Source organism: Pseudomonas sp. UBA2684, assembly GCA_002354655.1.
Classification (GTDB): Bacteria; Pseudomonadota; Gammaproteobacteria; order Pseudomonadales; family Pseudomonadaceae; genus Aquipseudomonas.
The window spans coordinates 54922-75675 of record DELY01000040.1; the positions used below are offsets into that span (position 1 = coordinate 54922).

Annotated in this window: 18 protein-coding genes; 8 read left to right on the forward strand and 10 right to left on the reverse strand. The window is 60.3% G+C overall.

Features of this window, described 5'->3' with window-relative positions; translation table 11 throughout:
* Positions 1-71: 71 nt before the first annotated feature.
* Complete coding sequence (locus B3M58_RS13365; RefSeq protein WP_296219781.1) at positions 72-353, reverse strand: peptidylprolyl isomerase; 282 nt, start codon at positions 351-353, stop codon at positions 72-74.
* 223 nt (positions 354-576) lie between these two features.
* Here B3M58_RS13365 and B3M58_RS13370 point away from each other — a divergent pair, with 223 nt between their 5' ends.
* Entirely contained in the window at positions 577-918 is a 342-nt protein-coding gene (locus B3M58_RS13370; protein ID WP_296219782.1) for a hypothetical protein, read from the forward strand.
* A 108-nt stretch (positions 919-1026) separates the two neighbouring features.
* Here B3M58_RS13370 and B3M58_RS13375 read toward each other — a convergent pair whose 3' ends face one another.
* The gene (locus B3M58_RS13375) at positions 1027-1392 is read right to left on the reverse strand and encodes an STAS/SEC14 domain-containing protein (protein ID WP_296219783.1); all 366 of its coding nucleotides are present in this window, start codon (positions 1390-1392) and stop codon (positions 1027-1029) included.
* A gap of 101 nt (positions 1393-1493) precedes the next feature.
* A complete protein-coding gene (locus B3M58_RS13380) occupies positions 1494-1793 on the reverse strand; it encodes a hypothetical protein (protein WP_296219785.1) in 300 nt (99 codons plus the stop codon).
* 184 nt (positions 1794-1977) lie between these two features.
* Between B3M58_RS13380 and B3M58_RS13385 the strand changes: the two genes are divergently transcribed.
* Positions 1978-2829 (forward strand): CAP domain-containing protein, encoded by an 852-nt coding sequence (locus B3M58_RS13385; protein ID WP_296219786.1) that lies wholly within the window; start codon positions 1978-1980, stop codon positions 2827-2829.
* Positions 2830-2989: 160 nt separating this feature from the next.
* Here the strand turns inward: B3M58_RS13385 and B3M58_RS13390 are convergent, their stop codons facing one another.
* A complete protein-coding gene (locus tag B3M58_RS13390) occupies positions 2990-3571 on the reverse strand; it encodes an NAD(P)H-dependent oxidoreductase (RefSeq protein WP_296219788.1) in 582 nt (193 codons plus the stop codon).
* Between the two features lie 153 nt (positions 3572-3724).
* Here B3M58_RS13390 and B3M58_RS13395 point away from each other — a divergent pair, with 153 nt between their 5' ends.
* Both B3M58_RS13395 and B3M58_RS13400 read left to right on the forward strand, forming a co-directional pair.
* Positions 3725-4030, forward strand: coding sequence for a putative quinol monooxygenase (locus tag B3M58_RS13395; RefSeq protein ID WP_296219789.1), 306 nt, complete (start codon positions 3725-3727; stop codon positions 4028-4030).
* Positions 4031-4128: 98 nt separating this feature from the next.
* Positions 4129-4728: a DJ-1/PfpI family protein gene (locus tag B3M58_RS13400; protein ID WP_296219790.1), complete on the forward strand. Its 600-nt coding sequence runs from the start codon at positions 4129-4131 to the stop codon at positions 4726-4728.
* A gap of 666 nt (positions 4729-5394) precedes the next feature.
* Here B3M58_RS13400 and B3M58_RS13405 read toward each other — a convergent pair.
* Both B3M58_RS13405 and B3M58_RS13410 read right to left on the reverse strand, forming a co-directional pair.
* A complete protein-coding gene (locus B3M58_RS13405; RefSeq protein ID WP_296219791.1) occupies positions 5395-6765 on the reverse strand; it encodes a sensor domain-containing protein in 1371 nt (456 codons plus the stop codon).
* 279 nt (positions 6766-7044) lie between these two features.
* Positions 7045-7731 (reverse strand): GNAT family N-acetyltransferase, encoded by a 687-nt coding sequence (locus B3M58_RS13410; protein ID WP_296219792.1) that lies wholly within the window; start codon positions 7729-7731, stop codon positions 7045-7047.
* A gap of 170 nt (positions 7732-7901) precedes the next feature.
* Between B3M58_RS13410 and B3M58_RS13415 the strand changes: the two genes are divergently transcribed.
* Complete coding sequence (locus B3M58_RS13415) at positions 7902-8645, forward strand: class I SAM-dependent DNA methyltransferase (protein ID WP_296219860.1); 744 nt, start codon at positions 7902-7904, stop codon at positions 8643-8645.
* A gap of 594 nt (positions 8646-9239) precedes the next feature.
* Here the strand turns inward: B3M58_RS13415 and B3M58_RS13420 are convergent.
* Together B3M58_RS13420 and B3M58_RS13425 are read right to left on the reverse strand one after the other, a co-directional pair.
* Complete coding sequence (locus B3M58_RS13420; protein ID WP_296219793.1) at positions 9240-9770, reverse strand: REP-associated tyrosine transposase; 531 nt, start codon at positions 9768-9770, stop codon at positions 9240-9242.
* A 146-nt stretch (positions 9771-9916) separates the two neighbouring features.
* On the reverse strand, positions 9917-10969 hold the full coding sequence (locus tag B3M58_RS13425) for a hypothetical protein (RefSeq protein WP_296219795.1): 1053 nt from the start codon (positions 10967-10969) through the stop codon (positions 9917-9919).
* Positions 10970-12177: 1208 nt separating this feature from the next.
* Here B3M58_RS13425 and B3M58_RS13430 point away from each other — a divergent pair.
* Complete coding sequence (locus B3M58_RS13430) at positions 12178-13050, forward strand: hypothetical protein (protein ID WP_296219797.1); 873 nt, start codon at positions 12178-12180, stop codon at positions 13048-13050.
* Positions 13051-13073: 23 nt separating this feature from the next.
* Here B3M58_RS13430 and B3M58_RS13435 read toward each other — a convergent pair whose 3' ends face one another.
* Together B3M58_RS13435 and B3M58_RS13440 are read right to left on the reverse strand one after the other, a co-directional pair.
* Complete coding sequence (locus tag B3M58_RS13435; protein ID WP_296219799.1) at positions 13074-14324, reverse strand: ribonucleotide-diphosphate reductase subunit beta; 1251 nt, start codon at positions 14322-14324, stop codon at positions 13074-13076.
* Between the two features lie 456 nt (positions 14325-14780).
* Positions 14781-17687: a ribonucleoside-diphosphate reductase subunit alpha gene (locus B3M58_RS13440; protein WP_296219801.1), complete on the reverse strand. Its 2907-nt coding sequence runs from the start codon at positions 17685-17687 to the stop codon at positions 14781-14783.
* Between the two features lie 684 nt (positions 17688-18371).
* On the opposite strand from B3M58_RS13440, the gene B3M58_RS13445 reads away from it, so the two are divergent.
* Together B3M58_RS13445 and B3M58_RS13450 are read left to right on the forward strand one after the other, a co-directional pair.
* Positions 18372-19139 (forward strand): response regulator, encoded by a 768-nt coding sequence (locus tag B3M58_RS13445; RefSeq protein WP_414704088.1) that lies wholly within the window; start codon positions 18372-18374, stop codon positions 19137-19139.
* Positions 19136-20740 (forward strand): ATP-binding protein, encoded by a 1605-nt coding sequence (locus B3M58_RS13450; protein WP_296219804.1) that lies wholly within the window; start codon positions 19136-19138, stop codon positions 20738-20740. Before B3M58_RS13445 ends, B3M58_RS13450 begins: the two co-directional genes overlap by 4 nt.
* Positions 20741-20754: the final 14 nt, after the last annotated feature.

Here is a 20754-nt window from a genome sequence, read left to right on the forward strand (position 1 = left end):
GGCACTGGCGTGCCCCGGAGGCGCTCGCCTGGAGGTTTACCGGCGAGCGCTGAGTGTGGCGGCGGGCAATATCAATCCTGACGGCTGGTAACTTCCAGCAGGTGGTAGCCGAACTGAGTTTTCACCGGGCCCTGCACCACATTGACCGGTGCGCTGAACACCACGGTATCGAATTCTTTAACCATCTGGCCAGGGCCGAACGAGCCGAGGTTGCCGCCGTCGCGGCTGGATGGGCAAGTGGAGTTGTCTTTGGCGATTTGGGCGAAATCAGCGCCGCCTTCGATCGCCGCTTTCAGTTCGTTGCACTTGGCTTCGGAGGCAACCAGGATGTGGCGGGCAGTGGCTTTGGCCATGGGGAATTACTCCTTTCAAAGAAGCTGCAAAGCCTACCGGAATCAGAAAGCTATTCAAGCGCTGGCCATCAGCAATCACCGGGTAGGGCGCGCGGCACAGCTTTAGCCGCTCATCCTGTGCAGGCGAGTCGCGGGGCAACGGATTAACGCGACCTTGTAGGTTGTCTAAAATTGAGCAGGCGGGCGTGCCTGTGCCCGTGCGTTCACTTCAGGAGGTCTTGCCATGAATACCCTGACCATCGAAGGCTGGTGCAAAAGCAGCGGCGACAAAAAGTCCACCCCGATGGGGAGCATCCACTTTCACCTCAATGAACTCGACCATTTGCGTCTGGAGCAGGCCGAAGAGCGTCTGCAGAAGACCCATGAGCCTGAGGTCATGGTCGATGTCGATATGGCCGCGATTGATTTGGTGACCCCGGAGGCGTGCGGGCCGTTATCCGACTGCAAAATACGGGTCTATTTGAGTGCCGGCGATCAGCGCGGCCAGTTCCACCTGGTCGGCCATCGGGCGAGTGACGGCAGCCTGATCTATACCAACGCGGTGATGGTCGATCAGCTGGGTTAGCGCGTATTGCCGACGCGGGGGATGCTCGGCGGCACAGCCGGGGCGTCCTCTGCGTGTTGCCGGGGCGCTAGTTAGAGCCGCGCGCAGGCGTATGCCTGAGACGGCACTCTAGTGTTGCAGCCAGGCTTGTGCTTCCTCTTCTTGAGCTGGATCGAATGCCTTGATCGTCAGCCCTGGAATCAGTGAGCCCTCGATCTCGCTGGCTTTCCTCAGCCATTCCTTGTGGGCAACGACCGCCATGCGCTCGAAGCGCCGAACGAACCGGAACAGTTGAGGGATGCGTGACAACTCGACGGCCACTGCGCCCAGCGTAGGAAACTCGAATGCGCTGATTCGATAAAGCATTCGGCCATGCTCGATGCCTTCGGATGTTTGGCTCAGCTCATCAAGCAGGGCTTTCATGTCATGGCTGTCGAGCTTTCCGGAAAGCGCCAAGTCGATGCGGTTTTCGCCGTTTCGCGTTACCTGGAACATAGCGACTCCTCCACGGGGGATGGAATTCTCACGATACGCCGCTTGTTACGGGCTGTTAAGCCGATTGGCTCGCTACTGCGTGCGGGAGCGCTATGCCGTAGTTATTTGACGACATGCAGGCGCTGGTCGGTGAACACACAGAGCACGCCAGCGCGGTTGTACATCACCTGATGGTTGAAGTCGCAATAGGCCGCCGCCACGCTCAGCGCCCCCTGTTCGCTGATCGGTTGTTCCTGGTCCGGCTTGAACCAGGCCATCTGACCGGGCGTGCAGCGTTCAGCCTGAGGGTCGGTGTTGTAGGTGCACAGACCGCTCTGGTCGATGCGCGGCGCATCATCGAAACAGGCGGACAACGACAGGGCAGCGGTGCTCAACAGGAACAGGCGGACGAGGGTGTGCATGGCGGTATCCCGACGATGGAAGAAAGGCTGCGAAGTTAGTGCCGGGAAAGCCGCGAAGGTTCCGTAGCCGCCAGGTTGATTGCTGCTGAGCCGATACACCCGGTACGCCATATTGCTGCCCAGGCATTGCCCACGCGGGCATGCAGTCCGCATCATGGGCGCAGTCAGGGCGAAGGAGGTTTGCATGGCCGTCAGATCATGCGTTGCAGGTTGTGCTGCGTTGTCGCTGGTATTGCTGGGCACTGCTGCCGTCGGTGCGACCGAAGAGGCGCAGTTGCTTGAGGCGATCAACGCTTACCGCAGCGAGGTGCAGCGCTGTGCCGGGCAGGCGTCCGAGGAGTTGCCACCGCTGGCGGCTGATCCACGCCTGGTACTGCCGATCGCTGCTGGCGGTGAGCTGCAACAGGCGCTGAGTGCGGCGGGCTATCCGATGGTCAACGTGCAGGCGATCAGCCTGTCCGGCCCGCGCGATGCGCCGGCGGCGCTGAAAGTGCTGCAAGAGAGCTTTTGCCAAGTCCTGCTGGACCCGCAGTTCGTCGACGTCGGTGTGAGCCGGCTGGAGCGCGACTGGCGCATCGTGCTGGCGCGACCGCTGTTGGGCGGACGCCTGGGGGACTGGCAGGCAGAAGGGCAAAAGCTGCTCGAACAGGTCAATGCCGTGCGTGCCCAGCCGCGCCAGTGCGGCGCCCAGTCCTTCGCCGCGACGACGCCGCTGGTGTGGAACGCCACGCTGGGCGCGGTGGCCGAAAGCCACAGTCGGGCCATGGCTAACGGCAACTTCTTCGCCCACCGCGACCGCGACGGCCGCACCCCCGGCGACCGTGCGGAGCTGGCGGGCTACAGCGGCCAGCGCGTCGGCGAGAATATCGCCGCCGGGCTGGACGCCGCGCGCAAGGTGGTCGATGGCTGGCTGGCCAGCCCCGGTCACTGCGCCAACCTGATGAACCCGCAATTCAGCGAGCTGGGCGCAGCCTACGCGGTCGACCCGAAAAGCGATGCCGGGATCTACTGGACGACGCTGTTCGGCGCGCCGTAAGCAGGCTACCACCCAGGCCTGTCTGTAGGAGCGGCCACTGTGTCGCCGACCAGGCGAGACAACCCGATTACCGCTTGGTGGGGCAGTCACTGTGTGGTTGCTGCTCTAGCCCTGGCTCTGCGCCGCTTGCCTGCCGCCACAACAGCGACGCGCCATATATTTAACCCAGCACCTGCGCCAGATGCTGCTCGTAGCGCAGGACATCCGCCTCGATGGCCGGACGCTTCATCACGTCGACGCAGAGGAAGGTCGGCAGGGCGTTCATGCCGAGGAACTGGTTGGCTTTGTGGAAGGGGAAGTAGACGGCATCCGCGCCCTTGCCTTCGAAGAAGTCGCTAGGGTCGTCGAAGGCCTGCTGCGGCGCATTCCAGGTCAGCGAGAGCATGTACTGCTTGCCCTGAAGCAGGCCGCCGCTGCCGTACTTCTGCGAAGCATCCGCGCGGGTACGCCCGTCGTTGGCGTAGAGGCTGCCGTGGCCTTCGGTAAACACCTCGTCGAGGTACTTCTTCACTGTCCAGGGCGCGCCCATCCACCAGCCTGGCATCTGATAGACGATCACATCGGCCCAGAGGAATTTTGCCACCTCGGCGGCGATGTCGTAGCCGCTGTCGATATGGGTGTGCTTGAGGTCGAAGCCGGCGCGGTCGAGAAAGGCCAGCGCGGTGTCGTGCAGGGTAGCGTTGTAGCGGCCATCGGAATGGGCGAACTGTTTACCGCCGTTGAGCAGCAGGATCTTCTTCATGGCATGGGCCTCGGTAAATTGATGGCGGCATGCTAGGGCGCGCGGGCGGGTAGAAACAGCCGCTGGCGCGCAAATGACATGTGACTAAAAGGCATGAATACGCTGGGTTTGGCTGTTGTAGGGTAAATAAACACTGACCTGCCAGGAGCCCTCATGGCTGATACCTACGGATTTATCCTGCACGCCCACACCCGGCCGGAAAAAGCCGCCGAGTTCGAGGCGTTGTTCCGCGCTTATGTCGAGCCCAGCCGCGCCGAGGCGGGCTGCATCGCCTACCACATGCTGCGTGACAGACACGACCCGACGCTGTTTATCTTCTATGAGGTCTGGCAGTCGAAGGAGCACCTGGCGGTTCACAGTGCCTTGGCGCATATGCGTCAGTTCCATGAGCAGCGCATGGACTACCTGCGCCGTGATTTCGAGATCCGCGAGATCGAGATGCTCAGCCCCGCGCGCTGACGGCCCGCGTCTGTATGGCTGTTGCCACGCATGATTGTGTCTATGCCACGGCGGCTGCCGGGTCGAGAATGGCCTGATTCCATCGCGCAGGCTCCGCCATGCATATCGCCATCCTCACCTTTGACGGCTTCAACGAACTGGATTCGCTGATTGCCCTGGGCATCCTCAACCGTATCAAGCAGCCGGGCTGGCGCGTGTCCCTGGCGGCGCCGAGCGAAACGGTGACCTCGATGAACGGCGTGAAGCTGCATCGCCAGGCGCGGCTGGATGAGGTCGAAGCATTCGACGCGGTACTCGTCGGCAGCGGCATCAAGACCCGCGAGATCGCCCAGGACGCAGGCGTGATGCAGCTGCTGGCGCGGCTCGATCCCGCCCGTCAACTGATCGGCGCGCAGTGCTCCGGCACTCTGCTGCTGGCCAAGGTGGGTTTGCTGGACGGCATTCCCGGCTGTACCGACCTCACCACCAAGCCTTGGGTGCAGGAGGCCGGCATCGAGGTGCTGGAGCAACCGTTCTTCGCCCGTGGCAATCTGGCCACCGCCGGCGGTTGTCTGGCCTCGATCTATCTCGCCGCCTGGACCCTGGCGCGCCTGGTTGGACGTGAGGCCGCGGCCGAAGCGCTGCACTACGTCGCGCCGGTTGGGGAAAAAGAGGAGTACGTCGCGCGGGCGCTCGGCAATATCGAGCCCTATCTGTAGGCGTGGCCGATGGCCGCGATGCTCTGGTGTGCCTGAGACTTAGCCCGGCGTTAATCTGCCGCAAACCTGTAGGTCCGACCGGGATGCTTTTGCCTTGACGATGGTCACTGTTGCATCAAGCGTCCGCCGAACACGGCTCGCGGCTAAAGCCCCTCAGTAGACCACTACAGTCCGCCAGCTCGCGGTGGGCGGGAGGCGGTGGACAAGCTGGCGCATGTCCACCCTACGGGGTCGCAGGTGTGTTCGGTTTCGGCAGGCGTGGCGGGGCGCCCAGCCCATGGCCGCGAATGACGAGGTGTGCGTAGGGCGGACATGCCGCAGGCTTGTACCCTGACCGAGGCCGTTCAGCGCATCGGCGTACTCAGGTGAACCACTGGTGGGAGGGGCTTTAGCCGCGAGCTGATTGATTCAGCTATGCATCTCTCCGGCTAAATCCCAATCGCGCATCTGCGTTTTTGCCTTTCGTTCTGCCTTCCACAAACCGCCCAGACAAAGCGATCCCCGCATTCCGTCAGAAAGCCGAAGCCGAGTAACAGCCGCAGGGCGAGTATTGCGAGTCAAGAGGTAGTAACTCGCCGCAAGGGCGAAAGATTGGCCGTGCAGATGTGGCGGCTAGCGAGTCGATAAAGTCCAAGCCGTAAGTCAGCGGAAAGCGTGGTCTGCCCACTATTGCTTCACAGACGCCTCGACAACGATATAGCGCTTGCCGCCACCGCGTTTGGCCACGTACATGGCTTCATCCGCGTGCCGAATTAGATGCAGGTCATTCTGGCCGTGCTCGGGGTATACCGCGATACCCATGCTGGGAGCACTAATCAAGGTTTTTCCTTCCAGAAGATAGGGGGCGCTGAGGGTGGCGAGAATTTTCTCGGCCACCACGGTGGCATCTTCCTGCCTGCTGATGTTATCCAAAAGAATCGCGAATTCGTCACCGCCCAAACGGCCAACCGTATCGGATTCGCGCACGCACTGCCTGAGGCGGTGAGCGACTTCCCGCAGCAGAAGGTCGCCTGTGGTGTGGCCAAAGGTATCGTTGATGTGCTTGAAGTTGTCCATGTCGAGATAAAGTACCGCCAGCCGTAAGGAGTCTCTCTGCGCCCTTTGCAGAGAACTTCGCAAGCGGTCCATAAACAGCGCACGGTTTGGCAGTTCAGTCAGTTGGTCGTATTGTGCAAGAAACTCCAGGCGAGAGTGCGTGCGTTTACGCTCTATCGCAGCCGCCACCTGGCTCGATACAAATTGCAGCAGCTCCTTGTCCCGTTCGTTGTAACGGACGGTCCCGGAATAGCTCTGCAGCACCAGAGCACCGATGGTATCCGTGCCCGATATCAGCGGCACACCCAGCCAGTCTAGGGGATGCTTACCGGCCGTCGTGCCACTCTTTGCACGCATCTGCTCGGCCGTCTCGGGCGTTAACAACAGGGCTTCACCGGAGCGAATAACCTCGGCACTGAAGGTGCCGGAGCCTAGCGGCCTGGGCGACGGCGGCGGGTCAAATTGATCGACGTAATAGGGAAAGCTGAGCTGGTCATTCGCGGCGTTGTATAACGCCACAAAAAAATTCTCGGCGGGCAGCAACTGACTAATTACCTCGTGCACTCGCCGATATAGTGTTTGCAGATCGTCAATTGAGTGAGCAGCTTCCGATACCGCATACAACGAAGCTTGCATCGCATCTGCACGCTTACGCTCAGTAATGTCCCGAGCCACGCCCACCCGCACTTGCTCGGCCTCAAGCCATTGGGCAGACCACATGATATGAACGATATGACCGTCTTTGTGAAAGTAGCGGTTCTCATGATCATGCGAGGGTTGGCCCAAATTAATGCGCTCTACGAGCGCACGGCTGGCGGCGCGATCGTCCGGGTGCATCATTTCAAAGGCGGTCCGGCCAACCATCTCTTCGGGCAGGAAGCCGAAAACGCGCTTGCTGGCCGCGCTTACCGATAGAAAGCGACCCTCTTTATCCACTACGCAGACAACGTCCAGCAGCAGATCCAGCAGTTTGTCGTGGGGCAGATGGGAGGGTGGAGTCATGGCAATAACTATACTGTTATGCCTGCTGGATTCGCTAGCACGATGATCTCTCTATGACCGGACTCGGCGTAAGGCCGAAATCAGTAATAGCGGTTAATGGAAATCGTGATCTCACCTCTAGCGACTGAGGTTATTGAGCGGCCGGCCATCGCAGTGGCGGCACGTCGCCGGGCAGCATACAGGCCTGGGTGTTGCGTTTGCGCACCAGCAGCAGGCGGCGGGGCCATGGGGTTTCCATGCGCGGTTCTTGTGCGGCAGCACAGTCATGCTGCGTTTACCTCAATGCACGATGAGGCGTTCACGTACCAAGACCTGAGCCTGTTGGGTCAGTTGGTCGAGTTGCCGGTCGCGCTGTTTCTCCGCATCGCTCATGGCCCGTTTGCCGTGCTGCTTCACCAGGTAGGCGTGGATCTGCCGGACTTCCTTGGATTGGAAGATCGGTGCCAGATCCTGCACGGCCAGCATGCCGTCCGCGCTGTAGTCCCGAGTGTTCATCAGCACTTGCGGCCCCCGCGCCGCCAGCACCTGAAAACCCATGGCCTCGAAGGTCGGCACCTTGCTGGCCACACAGGCCAGTTCGGCATGCGGGTGACGGCTGATCATCTGTTGCAGCATGGCGCGGGCAATGCCGTGGCGGCGCTGGCTGGCCTGCACGGCCATATAGGCCAGGCTACAGGCCTCGGGGGCGTCCTTGACCGGCAGATACAGGGCAAAGCCCAGCACCTGCGAGGGATCCAGATCGTCCAGGGCCAGGATCAACCGCGCGCTGGTCTCCAGGGCACTGTCCATCGCCTGCAGGTACAGGTGCATCTCGTAGCCAATCACGTACTGGTACAGCTGGTAGAGGGGATTACTGGGCGTCAGCGATACCGGGCTGATGTCGCTGAAGTAGTCCACCACCATCTGCAGAATCTGGCTTTTCAGTGACTCGGGTGGTGGGGTGTCCAGGTGTACAAGGGTGAACATCGTCAGTCTGGCTCCGGGGCTTGCGCGATTGCGCTGTCGGCGTGGGCGGCATTGTAACGCCCGCGGAGTTGATCCTTGCCACGGGTAAGTGGGCGGCAGCTGAACGGGGCTGGCCAGGCTTGGGCTATGATGCGCCCCCGCAAAAGCTGCTCGCCAATCATCAGGTCACTATGTCCGTTAATGCCCTCTATACCGACCTGTCTGATTATTACGATCTGATGTGTGCCGATATCGACTACCAGGCGCAGAGCCACTGTATCCACCGGCTGCAGCAGCTGTTTGGTAACGCCGGCACCCGCCACCTCGATCTGGCCTGTGGTACGGGTCCGCATGTGCGCCATTTCATCGATTCCGGCTACACCAGCAGTGGCCTCGATATTAATCAGCCGATGTTGGACAAGGCCGCCATTCGTTGCCCGCAAGCGCACTTCGCGTTGCAGGATATGTGCAGTTTCACGGTGGATGAGCCGCTGGACCTGATCACCTGCTTCCTCTATTCCATTCATTACAGCGGCGGGATCGAGCGGTTGAAAGCCTGCATCGTCAGTGTGCATGCGGCACTCGAGGCCGATGGCCTGTTCTGCTTTAACGTTGTCGACAAGGGCAAAATCGACAACAGCCTATTTGCGGCGCATAGCATTGAACATGATGAAGGCCTGTTCACCTTCAGTTCTGGCTGGAGTTACGGCGGCGAGGGCGAGAAGCAGTCGTTGCGGCTGCGGATTGAGAAATCGACGGCAGGACAAACCGAGGTGTGGGACGACGAGCACCCCATGGTCGCTGTGGGTTTTGTTGAGTTGCAGGCGCTGTTACAGCCGTACTTTGACGTGCATGTGCTTGAGCATGATTACCAGAAGATCATTCAGTGGGATGGGGCGTCTGGGAATGCCCTATTCGCCTGCGTAAAAAAGTAGTGCGTTGATCGACAACGCGGGTGGCCGCTTTGTGTCGTCCATGCGATGCGCATATCCAGGCTGCTTTGCTGTTTGTGGGAGGGGCTTTAGCCGCGAGCCGGTCAGTCCGGTTTTGTAGGATGGGTGGAGCGTAGCGATACCCATCGCTGGACTGGCCAAGACTGAATGTCTAACGGATGGTTAGACGCCGCTTCTGTTTTGTTATCGGGTAATGGTTCCGCCCTTACGGCGGCTCACTTTTGGCAGACGCCCGGATGGCCGGCCCCGCCAAAAGTAAGCAAAAAGTCTTGCCCCTTGCATACGGCCCGACTTCGTCGACTTGATTCGCTTCGCTCACCCTTCGGGCCAGCCTGCGGCTGTTACTTCGCTGCGCTCCGTTTCCTCGTTCCATCATTGCTCCAGGGGCACGCCGCGAAGGGCCATCCCTGGCCCATCGCGGCTCTCGCGGCATCCATGCCGCTCAACCCCTTACGCAACGATTCCACTCGGCCTTCTGATGGGGCGTTTGGCTTCGTCTGCGAGATTGGTGTTTTAGCCTGTAGGGTGGATGACGCTTTTTTCATCCACCATTGCGGCGGTTGTCCGGTTACATGCTCACTCACCATAACCACTATCGACCTGCTCCGGCTCGACGCACCAATCTCCGGAATAAACACCCATTGCCACTGCCCGGTGAAAGCTCGAATAGGGCCAGTCCGCCAGCCGTTCGACATACCCATGCTTCAGCGGGTTGCAATGGATGTAGTTGAAGTGGCGTTGGTAATCCCCTTCATCGCGGATCAGATGCTCCCAGTAGCGCCGCTGCCAGATGCCACGCTCGCGCCTGCGCTGTTGATTGACGGTGCGCACTTCGCTGATCGGCAAGCGTTTGGCGAAGGCAAATTTGATGACCTTCCAGCGCAAGGCAAAGTCGGCATCGCCTGGCGGTAGCGTCCACATGCAGTGCATATGTTCAGGTAGCACCACCCAGGCATCGATATGGAAGGGATGTCGCAACCGTGTCGCGCGTACCGTCTCGCGCAATAGATCGATTTCACGGATCAGCAGATTGCTGCTGCGGTCACGCAGGTTGACGGTAAAGAAGTAAGTAGCACCGGCAACACGGGCGCGACGGTAGTTGGGCATGGCGGCTCATCCTTGAGCGTTTGGGTATTTGAACCATGGTGGACAAGCTTCGCGTTGTCCACCCTACGCGCTGGCACATTGGTGATCCGTAGGGTGGATGACGCTCTATTCATCCACCGATGTTGCGGTTGTCCGGGCTACTCGCTTTATTTATCTGATTTCACAATGGCTCGAATGAATCTGGATGGAATATGCATGGTGCGATCATCGTTGGTGCGAAGTATCAGGTTTTCGCCAAATGACCAAACAACGTGGACCTTTGTCTGTGCGCAGCTTTCGTCCAGCAGGAGTTGTTTCAGTGCCGCTCCGCCGCAATAGCTCTGCTCCAGCAAGACTGTGTCAGCTTGGTAATTCCCGAGCCCCAGGGCGCGCACCGTTTTGTCTGGCAGGGTGGTGAGTAGGCCGCTGTAGCCGGCAATCATCAATGCGAAGAATACGGAAAAGTGCAGTGCGACACTCCAGCCTGCGATAAAGAGAAATGAGCACATCGCCGCTATAAATGAGGCGGCCAGCATGACAGCGATATAAACCAGCCACTTCCAGGCCCCAATATCGAACCCTTCGATGATCGGCGCGGTTTGCACCAGCATAAAAGTGACAAACCCGCCTACTGTCATGACTGGTACATACGCACCCCATAGATAGCGAAGGAAGCTGAGCGGCGGCAACCCAAAAGCGGCTTGGACTATTAGGCCGGCGACCAGGCTGACCAGAACGGGTATCAGAAAGATCGATAGAACAAAGAGTTTCGGGGCAAGGATGGCGACCGCCAGCAGCCCGGCCGCACAGGCCAAGAAGGGAAGCCAGTACACCAGGCAGCCCAGTTTCAGGACCCACCAGACGCGTTGGTCATCAATATAGGGGCGCGAGTATCGCAGCTCGTCCTTGATCGTCTTGTGTTCGAGAAATTGGCTGAAGATCCACGGGCCCGGTAGGAATAGCGGCACTACCAGAGCGGTAATGATGGCGAAGCCAATGGCTGCGGCAGCAAGCAGCAAAGAAGAGAACTGGAACAGGTCGAAGCTGGGGTAGAACTGGTTGCGGTAGAAATAGAAGACGAATATGCCGAAGCCGAAGAGCGGTGGGGCGACCTTGGCCACCAAGGAAAAATGCCGGCGGAAAAAGCCGTTAGATAGCTCAAGTGTCAGATCAAACCAATCGGTGTCCGTGGCCGGGCGGTCAATCCATTTCTCTTGCATTTCATCGTCCTTGGTGCCGGTTCGAAACGGAAGTTTACAGAGGCTAAACCAGCAGTGCTGTTTCTTCTTCTGATCGTCCACGCACCGCGTTTAATGCATCTCGGGCGGCATTTCCATTCGAGAGCGTGGTCGCGATCAGCCCGAAAAGGGGGCAGCCGGCAGTGAAAATAGCAGCTTAAAAAAGGCTGACGCGACAACTACCTTGCAAAGCGCTGGTCGCTGGCATGTACCCGCCGCTTCTGTATCGACATATCTAACGGTTCCGCCCTTACGGCGGGTCACTTCTGGCAGACGCCCCAGAAGTAACCAAGAGGTCTTGCCCCTTGCATCCGGGTCTCGCTGCGCTCGACTTCCCTCGTTCCATCATTGCTCCAGAGGCCCGCCGCGAAGGGCCATCCCTGGCCCATCGCGGCTCTCGCGGCATCCATGCCGCTCGACCCCTTCCGCAACGATTCCACTCGGCCTCCTGATGGGGCGTTTGGCGTCGTCTGTGAGATCGCGGGGGAAAAGCAAAAAGCATGGCGGGGTTCACCCGCCCTACAGGCTACGAACCCGTAGGAGCGGCCCATGGCCGCGATGCTTTTGCCTTTGTTCTGCCTTCCACAAATCGCCCAAACAACGCGGTCCCCGAATCCCGTCAGGAGGCCGAGTGGAGGTGCTGTGGAGAGGGGCGTTTGGCATGGATGCCAAACGAGGAACGATGGGTGGGGCCGCCTAGGCCAGGGATGGCCCACCGTGACGACCCTCGGAATAGTGCCGGAGGGAGGGGAGTCTGGCGTAGTCAGACCCGGATGCCGGGCGCGCTTTCTCTTTGGTTACTTTCTCTTTCGCGCGAGCATACGGAGCGAAGCGCAGTAACAGCCGCAGGCTGGCCCGAAGGGCGAGCGCAGCGAGTAAAGAGAAAGTAACTCGCCGTAAGGGCGAAAACGGTAATGAAGGCTTCCGATAAATCGTGACCTGTCCCCCGATTACCCGGGTGGACAAGCTTCGCGTTGTCCACCCTACGTTCCTATATCCCGCTTGCGGAGGCTGAGGCAAACTGCCACCGACAATAAACTGGTCAGGTCATGGCCGCCTGCCTTAGAGAAACGGCCTCCATGAACCCCAGGGTGATTCAAGTTGGCTATTAGCGTTGGCTTGAGATCGGTGAATGGGGGGCACCTTTTCCTCACCCCTTTTGCTTCCAGCGAACCAGCGAGGCACTGCAGATGGATGGGCAAAATGTGCAACAGAACGGTAAATCGGATTTGGTAGAAGCGACCGCCGGCCCTATTACCTATGCGGTAGGGTGGTTGCTCACTGGTGTGGTTCTACTCGGTGTCCTGGCCTTGGCACTTTCCAGCTCGTATCCAAGTATTACTGGCTGGTTGGTGAGCATTGCAGGCGGCTTGGTTACTTCGTCCGTTGTATTGACGGTCTACGACCGCGTACGTGAGGAAAAAGAGCGTCGCCGCACAGAGGCGATGAGCCGTCTTTTCATCAGAAGGGCAGGCGCTCACGTTAGCCAGATCGTGAATCTTTATTGTGAAATGCATTGGTCAGGTAGCCAGATCAAACCATTGGCGACCTCCAAGATTCAGGCACTGGTCAGCCCCAACTTCAAACAGTCAATTTTGAGTTTTGATGGTACAGCGCCTGGCTTTGATGCATCCAATGACAAGTACGCGACCCCCTGGGGAAACTATTTGGGCCGTACGCTTAGAACCAAACTGGATGCCCTGGACAGACTCTACGCGCGATACCAAATCTATCTAGACGAAACGTTGAGTACACAGGTTGAGCAGGTGCTGGCTACTAGCCTCCCTGATCTGCTTTATGGTCTAGATCAAACTTTCTACAAGGGGGAGGGCGTAGATCCAGTTGCCAGCTTAGTTACCCAGATCATTGTCAGAAGTACCTTCCCGCTAGCCGGGCCTTGCGTCGAACACGCCCGAGATGTCGCCGAGCTCGCTAACAGCTTTAATACAAGGCAGCCTGGGGTAGTGGAAGACGCGCCGTGGTGGTTAAGCGGTCAGCCACCACGGCCGCACGGGTATGCACTGCTGCCTATAGTCAGGACGCAAGAAGGCTACGAAGAGTAATGATCAGGTCCGGTTCTTCTTGATCAATCCCAGCTCAACGCCCCACCAGTCTGATACTCAATAACCCGCGTCTCGAAGAAGTTCTTCTCTTTCTTCAGGTCCATGATTTCCGACATCCATGGGAACGGGTTAGACGTACCTGGGTACTCTTCCTTCAAGCCAATCTGAGTCAGACGACGGTTGGCGATAAATTTGAGGTAGTCCTCCATCATCGCCGCGTTCATGCCCAGTACGCCGCGCGGCATGGTGTCGCGTGCATACTCTATTTCAAGCTGGGTGCCCTGGAGAATCATCTGGGTGGCTTCATCTTTGAGCTGGGCATCCCACAGGTGCGGGTTTTCGATCTTGATCTGGTTGATCACGTCGATGCCGAAGTTCAAGTGCATGGACTCGTCACGCAGGATGTACTGGAACTGCTCGGCGACGCCGGTCATCTTGTTGCGGCGACCCATGGAGAGGATCTGGGTGAAGCCGCAATAGAAGAAGATGCCTTCCAGTACGCAGTAGTAAGCGATCAGGTTGCGCAGCAGTTCTTTGTCGGTCTCGACCGTGCCGGTGTTGAAGGTCGGGTCGGAGATCGAGCGGGTGTACTTGAGGCCCCAGCTGGCTTTCTTCGCGACCGATGGAATCTCGTGGTACATGTTGAAGATCGCGCCTTCATCCATGCCCAGCGATTCGATGCAGTACTGGTAGGCGTGGGTGTGGATCGCCTCTTCGAAGGTTTGGCGCAGGATGTACTGGCGGCACTCCGGGTTGGTGATCAGGCGATACACGGCCAGGGCCAGGTTGTTGGCGACCAGGCTGTCGGCGGTGGAGAAGAAACCGAGGTTGCGCATCACGATGCGGCGCTCGTCGTCGGTCAGGCCGTCCGGGGTTTTCCACAACGCGATGTCTGCGTTCATGTTCACTTCTTGCGGCATCCAGTGGTTGGCGCAACCATCCAGATACTTCTGCCAGGCCCAGTCGTACTTGAAGGGTACGAGCTGGTTGAGGTCGGCGCGGCAGTTGATCATGCGTTTTTCGTCGACGGCTACGCGCGCGGCGGTGCCTTCCAGCTCGGCCAGGCCTTCGGCGATGTCGAGTTGGTCGAGCGAGGCTTTGGCGCGGGCTACGGCGTCGCTGTCGTCAGCGGCTACGGCGCGGGCTTCAACGGCGGCAGCACCGCCAACCTGGTCAAGTTTGTCGATGCTCATGTCTGCCATGTGGGCAGAGGCTTTGCTTGCTACAACGGCGTCGGTGCCGTCTTCCTTGTCAAATTCATCCCAGCTCAGCATGGCTTGGCTCCTGCTTGCGGGCCGGTGAAATAACCGACCTGTGTGGATATACAGTCTTGATTGTGTTCCGTTGCGTACAGCGCGCAAGGGCAAAACGGGTACCGCTGGTCGGGGGCTCTAATGACTGGCCGTTGCCCCGAGACCCTCACCGCTAACGGCAAGGGCTGGTAATTAGTGGGGGAGGGCGGTGTTGCCTTTTTCCCTCTCCCCAGCCCTCGGCTTTGGCATCCTGCGTTGCCCTACCTCCTGCATCCTTGCAGTCGTCTCCCCGGAGGGGCGAGGGGATAAAACGGTGTGTTGCTTGTGCTCTTCGCTCGACGTTCAAGCGCGTAGCTGAGCGAGTAGTCGCAAGGCACCTGCTGGAGTGGAGCCCCTGAGCGTACGGCTGTACGTGATGGGGGCCGCTCCGGCAGGTAACGCCGCGAATGCCGCTCAGATCCGCGCGCTGCCGAACACTTACTGGCACGCCTCACAATCCGGTTCGTCGATCGCACAGGCTTTTGGGACCGGTGCTGGGCCTGCACTCATTTCCACTTCCGGGGCCTTGGCCGGTGCTGCGCTCAGGCCGTCGTTGCCACCACTGGACACGGCGTTCAGCTTGCCGGTGTTGATGGTGGACTTCTCGGTGCTGGTCGCGGCCAGGGCACGGAGGTAGTAGGTGGTTTTCAGGCCACGGTACCAGGCCATGCGGTAGGTCACATCGAGCTTCTTGCCCGAGGCGCCGGCGATGTAGAGGTTCAGCGATTGCGCCTGGTCGATCCACTTCTGGCGGCGGCTGGCGGCATCGACGATCCACTTGGTGTCGACTTCGAACGCGGTGGCGTAGAGATCTTTCAGCTCTTGCGGGATGCGCTCGATCTGCTGTACCGAACCGTCGTAGTACTTGAGGTCGTTGATCATTACCGAGTCCCACAGGCCGCGGGCCTTGAGGTCGCGAACCAGGTAGGGGTTGATCACGGTGAATTCGCCCGAGAGGTTCGATTTCACATAGAGGTTCTGGTAGGTCGGTTCGATCGACTGCGATACGCCGGTGATGTTGGCGATGGTGGCGGTCGGTGCGATGGCCATGATGTTCGAGTTGCGGATGCCTTTCTGCACACGGGCGCGGATCGGGGCCCAGTCCAGGGACTCGGTCAGGTCGACGTCGATGTACTTCTGGCCACGGGCTTCGATAAGGATCTGCTGCGAATCCAGCGGCAGGATGCCCTTGCTCCACAGCGAGCCTTCGAAGGTGGAGTAAGCGCCGCGCTCGTCGGCCAGGTCACAGGAGGCCTGGATGGCGTAGTAGCTGACCGCTTCCATCGATTTGTCGGCAAATTCCACCGCGGCGTCGGAGCCGTACGGAATGTGCTGCAGGTACAGCGCATCCTGGAAGCCCATGATGCCGAGGCCGACCGGGCGGTGCTTGAAGTTGGAGTTCTTCGCCTGCGGCACGCTGTAGTAGTTGATGTCGATAACGTTATCGAGCATGCGCACCGCGACCTTGATGGTCTTTTCCAGCTTGGCGGTGTCCAGCTTGCCGTCGACGATGTGGTTCGGCAGGTTCACGGAACCCAGGTTGCACACGGCGATTTCGTCGGCGTTGGTGTTCAGGGTGATCTCGGTGCACAGGTTCGAGCTGTGTACCACGCCCACGTGCTGCTGCGGGCTGCGCAGGTTGCATGGGTCCTTGAAGGTCAGCCATGGGTGGCCGGTTTCGAACAGCATGCTGAGCATCTTGCGCCACAGGTCTTTGGCCTGGATGGTCTTGAACAGCTTGATCTTGCCGCCGTACTGGGTCAGGGCTTCGTAGTACTCGTAGCGCTCTTCGAAGGCCTTGCCGGTGAGGTCGTGCAGGTCCGGCACTTCGGATGGGCTGAACAGGGTCCACTGGCCATCGTCAAACACGCGCTTCATGAACAGGTCTGGAATCCAGTTGGCGGTGTTCATGTCGTGGGTGCGGCGACGGTCGTCACCGGTGTTCTTGCGCAGCTCGATGAACTCTTCGATGTCCATGTGCCAGGTTTCCAGGTAGGCGCAGACCGCGCCCTTGCGCTTGCCGCCCTGGTTAACTGCAACAGCGGTGTCGTTGACCACTTTGAGGAACGGCACCACGCCTTGCGACTTGCCGTTGGTGCCCTTGATGTAGGCACCCAGAGCACGTACTGGAGTCCAGTCGTTGCCCAGGCCGCCGGCAAACTTGGAGAGCATGGCGTTGTCGTGGATGGCGTTGTAGATGCCCGACAGGTCATCCGGCACGGTGGTCAGGTAGCACGACGACAGCTGCGGCCGCAGGGTGCCGGCGTTGAACAGGGTCGGCGTCGAGGCCATGTAGTCGAAGGACGACAACAGGTTGTAGAACTCGATGGCGCGTTCTTCTTTCTGCTTCTCTTCAATCGCCAGGCCCATGGCCACGCGCATGAAGAACACTTGCGGCAGTTCGAAGCGGATGCCGTCTTTGTGGATGAAGTAGCGGTCGTAGAGGGTCTGCAGGCCCAGGTAGGTGAACTGCTGGTCGCGCTCGTGGTTGATCGCCTTACCCAGTTTTTCCAGATCGAAGCTGGCTAGTACTGGGTTGAGCAGTTCGAACTCGATACCCTTGGCGATGTAGGCCGGCAGGGCCTTGGCGTACAGCTCGCTCATCTCATGGTGAGTGGCGCTGGTGGCGACACCGAGGAAGCCCAGGCCTTCGGCGCGGATGTTGTCCATCAGCAGGCGGGCGGTGACGTAGCTGTAGTTCGGCTCACGCTCAACCAGGGTGCGTGCGGTCATCACCAGGGCGGTGCTGACGTCGCTCTGCGCTACGCCGTCGTAGAGGTTCTTCAGGGTTTCTTTCTGGATCAGCTCGCCATCGACTTCCGCCAGGCCTTCGCAGGCTTCGGTGACGATGGTGTTGAGGCGGCCCATGTCCAGCGGCGCAACAGTGCCGTCGAGGTGGGTCACGCGAATGCTTGGGTGCGGCTGGGCAATGTCGGCGGCGCCGGTCTTGCGCGCCTGGCTGCGCGATTCACGGTAGATCACGTAGTCGCGGGCAACTTTCTGCTCGCCGGAACGCATCAGCGCCAGTTCGACCTGGTCCTGGATTTCTTCGATATGGATGGTGCCGCCGGACGGCATGCGGCGCTTGAAGGTGGCGCTGACCTGTTCGGTCAGGCGCGCGACGGTTTCATGGATACGCGACGAAGCGGCAGCGGTGCCGCCTTCAACTGCGAGAAAGGCCTTGGTGATGGCAACGGTGATCTTGTCGTCGGTGTACGGCACCACGGTGCCGTTACGCTTGATCACGCGCAGCTGGCCTGGCGCGGTGGCGCTCAGCTCCTGGCTGGCATCGGCGGCCTGCGGCGCTTGGGCCTGCGGGTTCTCGCGAGTGGTGTCGGTATGCATGAATGTCTCCGTGTTCTGTATTTATTTAGTTGGACGCTATGCAGTGGATCGCTGCGGCGTACCCGCCGTTCATTCCATTTCAACAACGCCATGCGCACAGCCAAGGGCCGGGCGCATGGGACTTGCAAACTGGGCAGGGAAGGTACGACTAAAGCGCCTTCCTGGCTCAAAAGTCACACGCTATGGCGTTACGGCGCCATAACTACAACATATAGTGGTGCAGCACGCGGTGGTGCTGCACCGAAACCGCCTTTCAGGCGCGCTGTGCGCTGCACTGAAGCGGAACCTGCCGCAGTAGGGCAGGCGTGTTGCAAAGAGCGATTCAACCTACCGGTGACGACCTGCGAGCGGGTCGTGTGCGGGTTATTCTACTTGTGTCCGGTGGCTTGCCTAAACCCAACATGTGGTGGGTAGGGCGCGATGGGGATACAAGATAATGCGCTATTTGGGCTATTGCAAGGCGACTGAGCAAGAACAACCTGTGGATAAGTTGTGGGTGAATTGTGGGTGAATGTGCGGCGTTCCCACGCAGCCCCCGTGACTGCTGGGGTGTACCGTTCGTCGCCGCTGATGGGGCGTTATCAGGCTTTTGCAGAGAAGTGGCGTGGCTCACAGCTGCATACTACATCTAGTGTTTGTACGTAAATGTGGCATGCGCTATGCAGCGGCTAGGCCGTTGTTACAATGCGCGCCTATACGCCGTCGTTGATCTGGCCTTGGGAGGCAGCAGTGCAGCAAGATTCCTGGCACATCCTTATCGTCGAAGACGACCAGCGGCTGGCCGAATTGACCCGTGACTACCTGCAGAGCAATGGCTTGGCGGTGAGCATCGAGGCGGACGGCGCGCAGGCGGCTGCGCGCATTCTGAAGGAACAGCCCGACCTGGTGATTCTCGACCTGATGCTGCCTGGCGAAGACGGCCTGTCGATCTGCCGCAAGGTGCGCAGCGGTTACGAGGGGCCGATCCTGATGCTCACTGCGCGTACCGACGACATGGATCAGGTGCTCGGCCTGGAGATGGGCGCCGACGATTACGTGTGCAAGCCGGTGCGCCCGCGCGTGCTACTGGCACGCATCCGCGCGCTGTTACGTCGCCGCGAGGGCAGCGAGGCGGGTGGTGCCGAAGATCGGCGACGCCTGGAGTTCGGCCCACTGGTGATCGACAGCGCGATGCGCGAAGCCTGGTTGGGCGAGCAGAGCATCGAACTGACCAGTGCCGAGTTCGACCTGCTGTGGCTGCTGACGGCGAATGCCGGGCGGATTCTCTCGCGCGAGGAAATCTTCACCGCCCTGCGCGGCATCGAATACGACGGCCAGGATCGCTCCATCGATGTGCGCATTTCGCGTATCCGTCCGAAAATCGGCGACGACCCGATGCACCCGCGGATGATCAAAACCGTGCGCAGCAAGGGCTATCTGTTTGTCGCCGAGGCGGCCGAAGCGCTGCTATGAACTCGATCTTTCTGCGTATCTACGCCGGCATGCTCAGCGTACTGGTGCTGGTCGCACTGCTCGGTGTGGGCACCTTGCACCTGGCCAACGAAGTGCGTTCGGATCAATACCGCGAACGCCTGGCGCGCGGCACGTTTCGCCTGATGGCCGACAACCTGGCGCCGATGGTCGAGGTCGAGCGTCGCCGCGCGGTCGCCGTGTGGGCACGCTTGCTGGGGATTCCGCTGAAGATCCAGCCGTTGGACGAGGCCACGCTGGAGACCAGTGCGCGTAACCGCCTGCTGCGCGGTCAGGTGCTGGTGCAGCAAACCGGCCCGCACGCGGCGCAGATCTACAGCCTGATCGGCGAGGCGCAACAGTTGCTGCTGACCGGCGAGGTGCAGCAGGTCAGCGAGCAGTTGGCGCGGGCCACGATTTATCTGTTGATCGATGAGCTGATTCGCTACCCGGTGGCCGAGCAGCCGCAGCGGCTGGCCGAATTGAAAGCGGCCAAGCAGTTCGGCTTCGACCTTCGCCTGGTGCGTCTGGACGAAGCCAATCTGGATATCGATCAACGGCGCCGAGTGGACGAGGGCGATACGGTGATGGCGCTAGGCAAGGGCGGCGACAGCATTCATGTGTTCTCCGGCATGGTCGACACGCCTTGGGTCCTGGAAATCGGCCCGCTGTACCAGATGAACCCCTATCCGCCGCAGTTATTGGTGCTGATCGGTGCGCTGGGGCTGAGCCTGATCGGGCTGATGGTGTATCTGCTGGTGCGGCCGCTGGAGCAGCGACTGAGCGACCTGGAAGGCGCCGCTACGCGGATCGCCAGCGGCCATCTGGATGCCCGGGTGCCGACCCGCGGCAGCGATTCGGTAGGGCGCTTGGCGGCGGCGTTCAATGCCATGGCCGAGCACTTGCAGCGCTCGCTGAGTATTCAGCGCGAGATGGTGCGCGCGGTGTCGCATGAGTTGCGCACACCGGTGGCGCGCCTGCGGTTTGGCCTGGAGATGATTGGCGATGCCGAGAGCGAGGCGGCGCGGCGCAAGTACATGGACGGCATGGACAGCGATATCCAGGACCTCGACAAGCTGGTCGACGAGATGCTCACCTACGCGCGCCTGGAGCAGGGCGCGCCGGCGCTGAATTTCCAGCAGGTCGATCTGGATGGCTTGATCGATCAGGTGATTACCGAGCTGGCGCCGCTGCGCGCCAGCGTGCGGGTCGAGCGTGGCCCGGCGTTGAGTGCCTTGGATGGCAGCGGTGCATTGGTCGAGGCCGAGCTGCGCTACCTGCACCGCGCGTTGCAGAACCTGGTGACCAACGCCATGCGCCATGCCGAGTCGCGCGTGCGGGTGAGTTATCAGGTCGGCCAGCAGCGCTGCCGACTGGATGTCGAAGACGACGGTCCTGGCGTGCCGGAAGAAGCCTGGGAGCGGATCTTCACGCCCTTCCTGCGCCTGGACGATAGCCGCACCCGCGCCTCCGGTGGGCATGGCCTGGGGTTGTCGATCGTGCGGCGGATCATCTATTGGCACGGTGGCCGCGCGCAGATCGGCCGCAGCGACAGCCTGGGCGGCGCGCGCTTTAGCTTGATCTGGCCGCGCAAGCAGGGGTAACGCTGGGGGCTTGT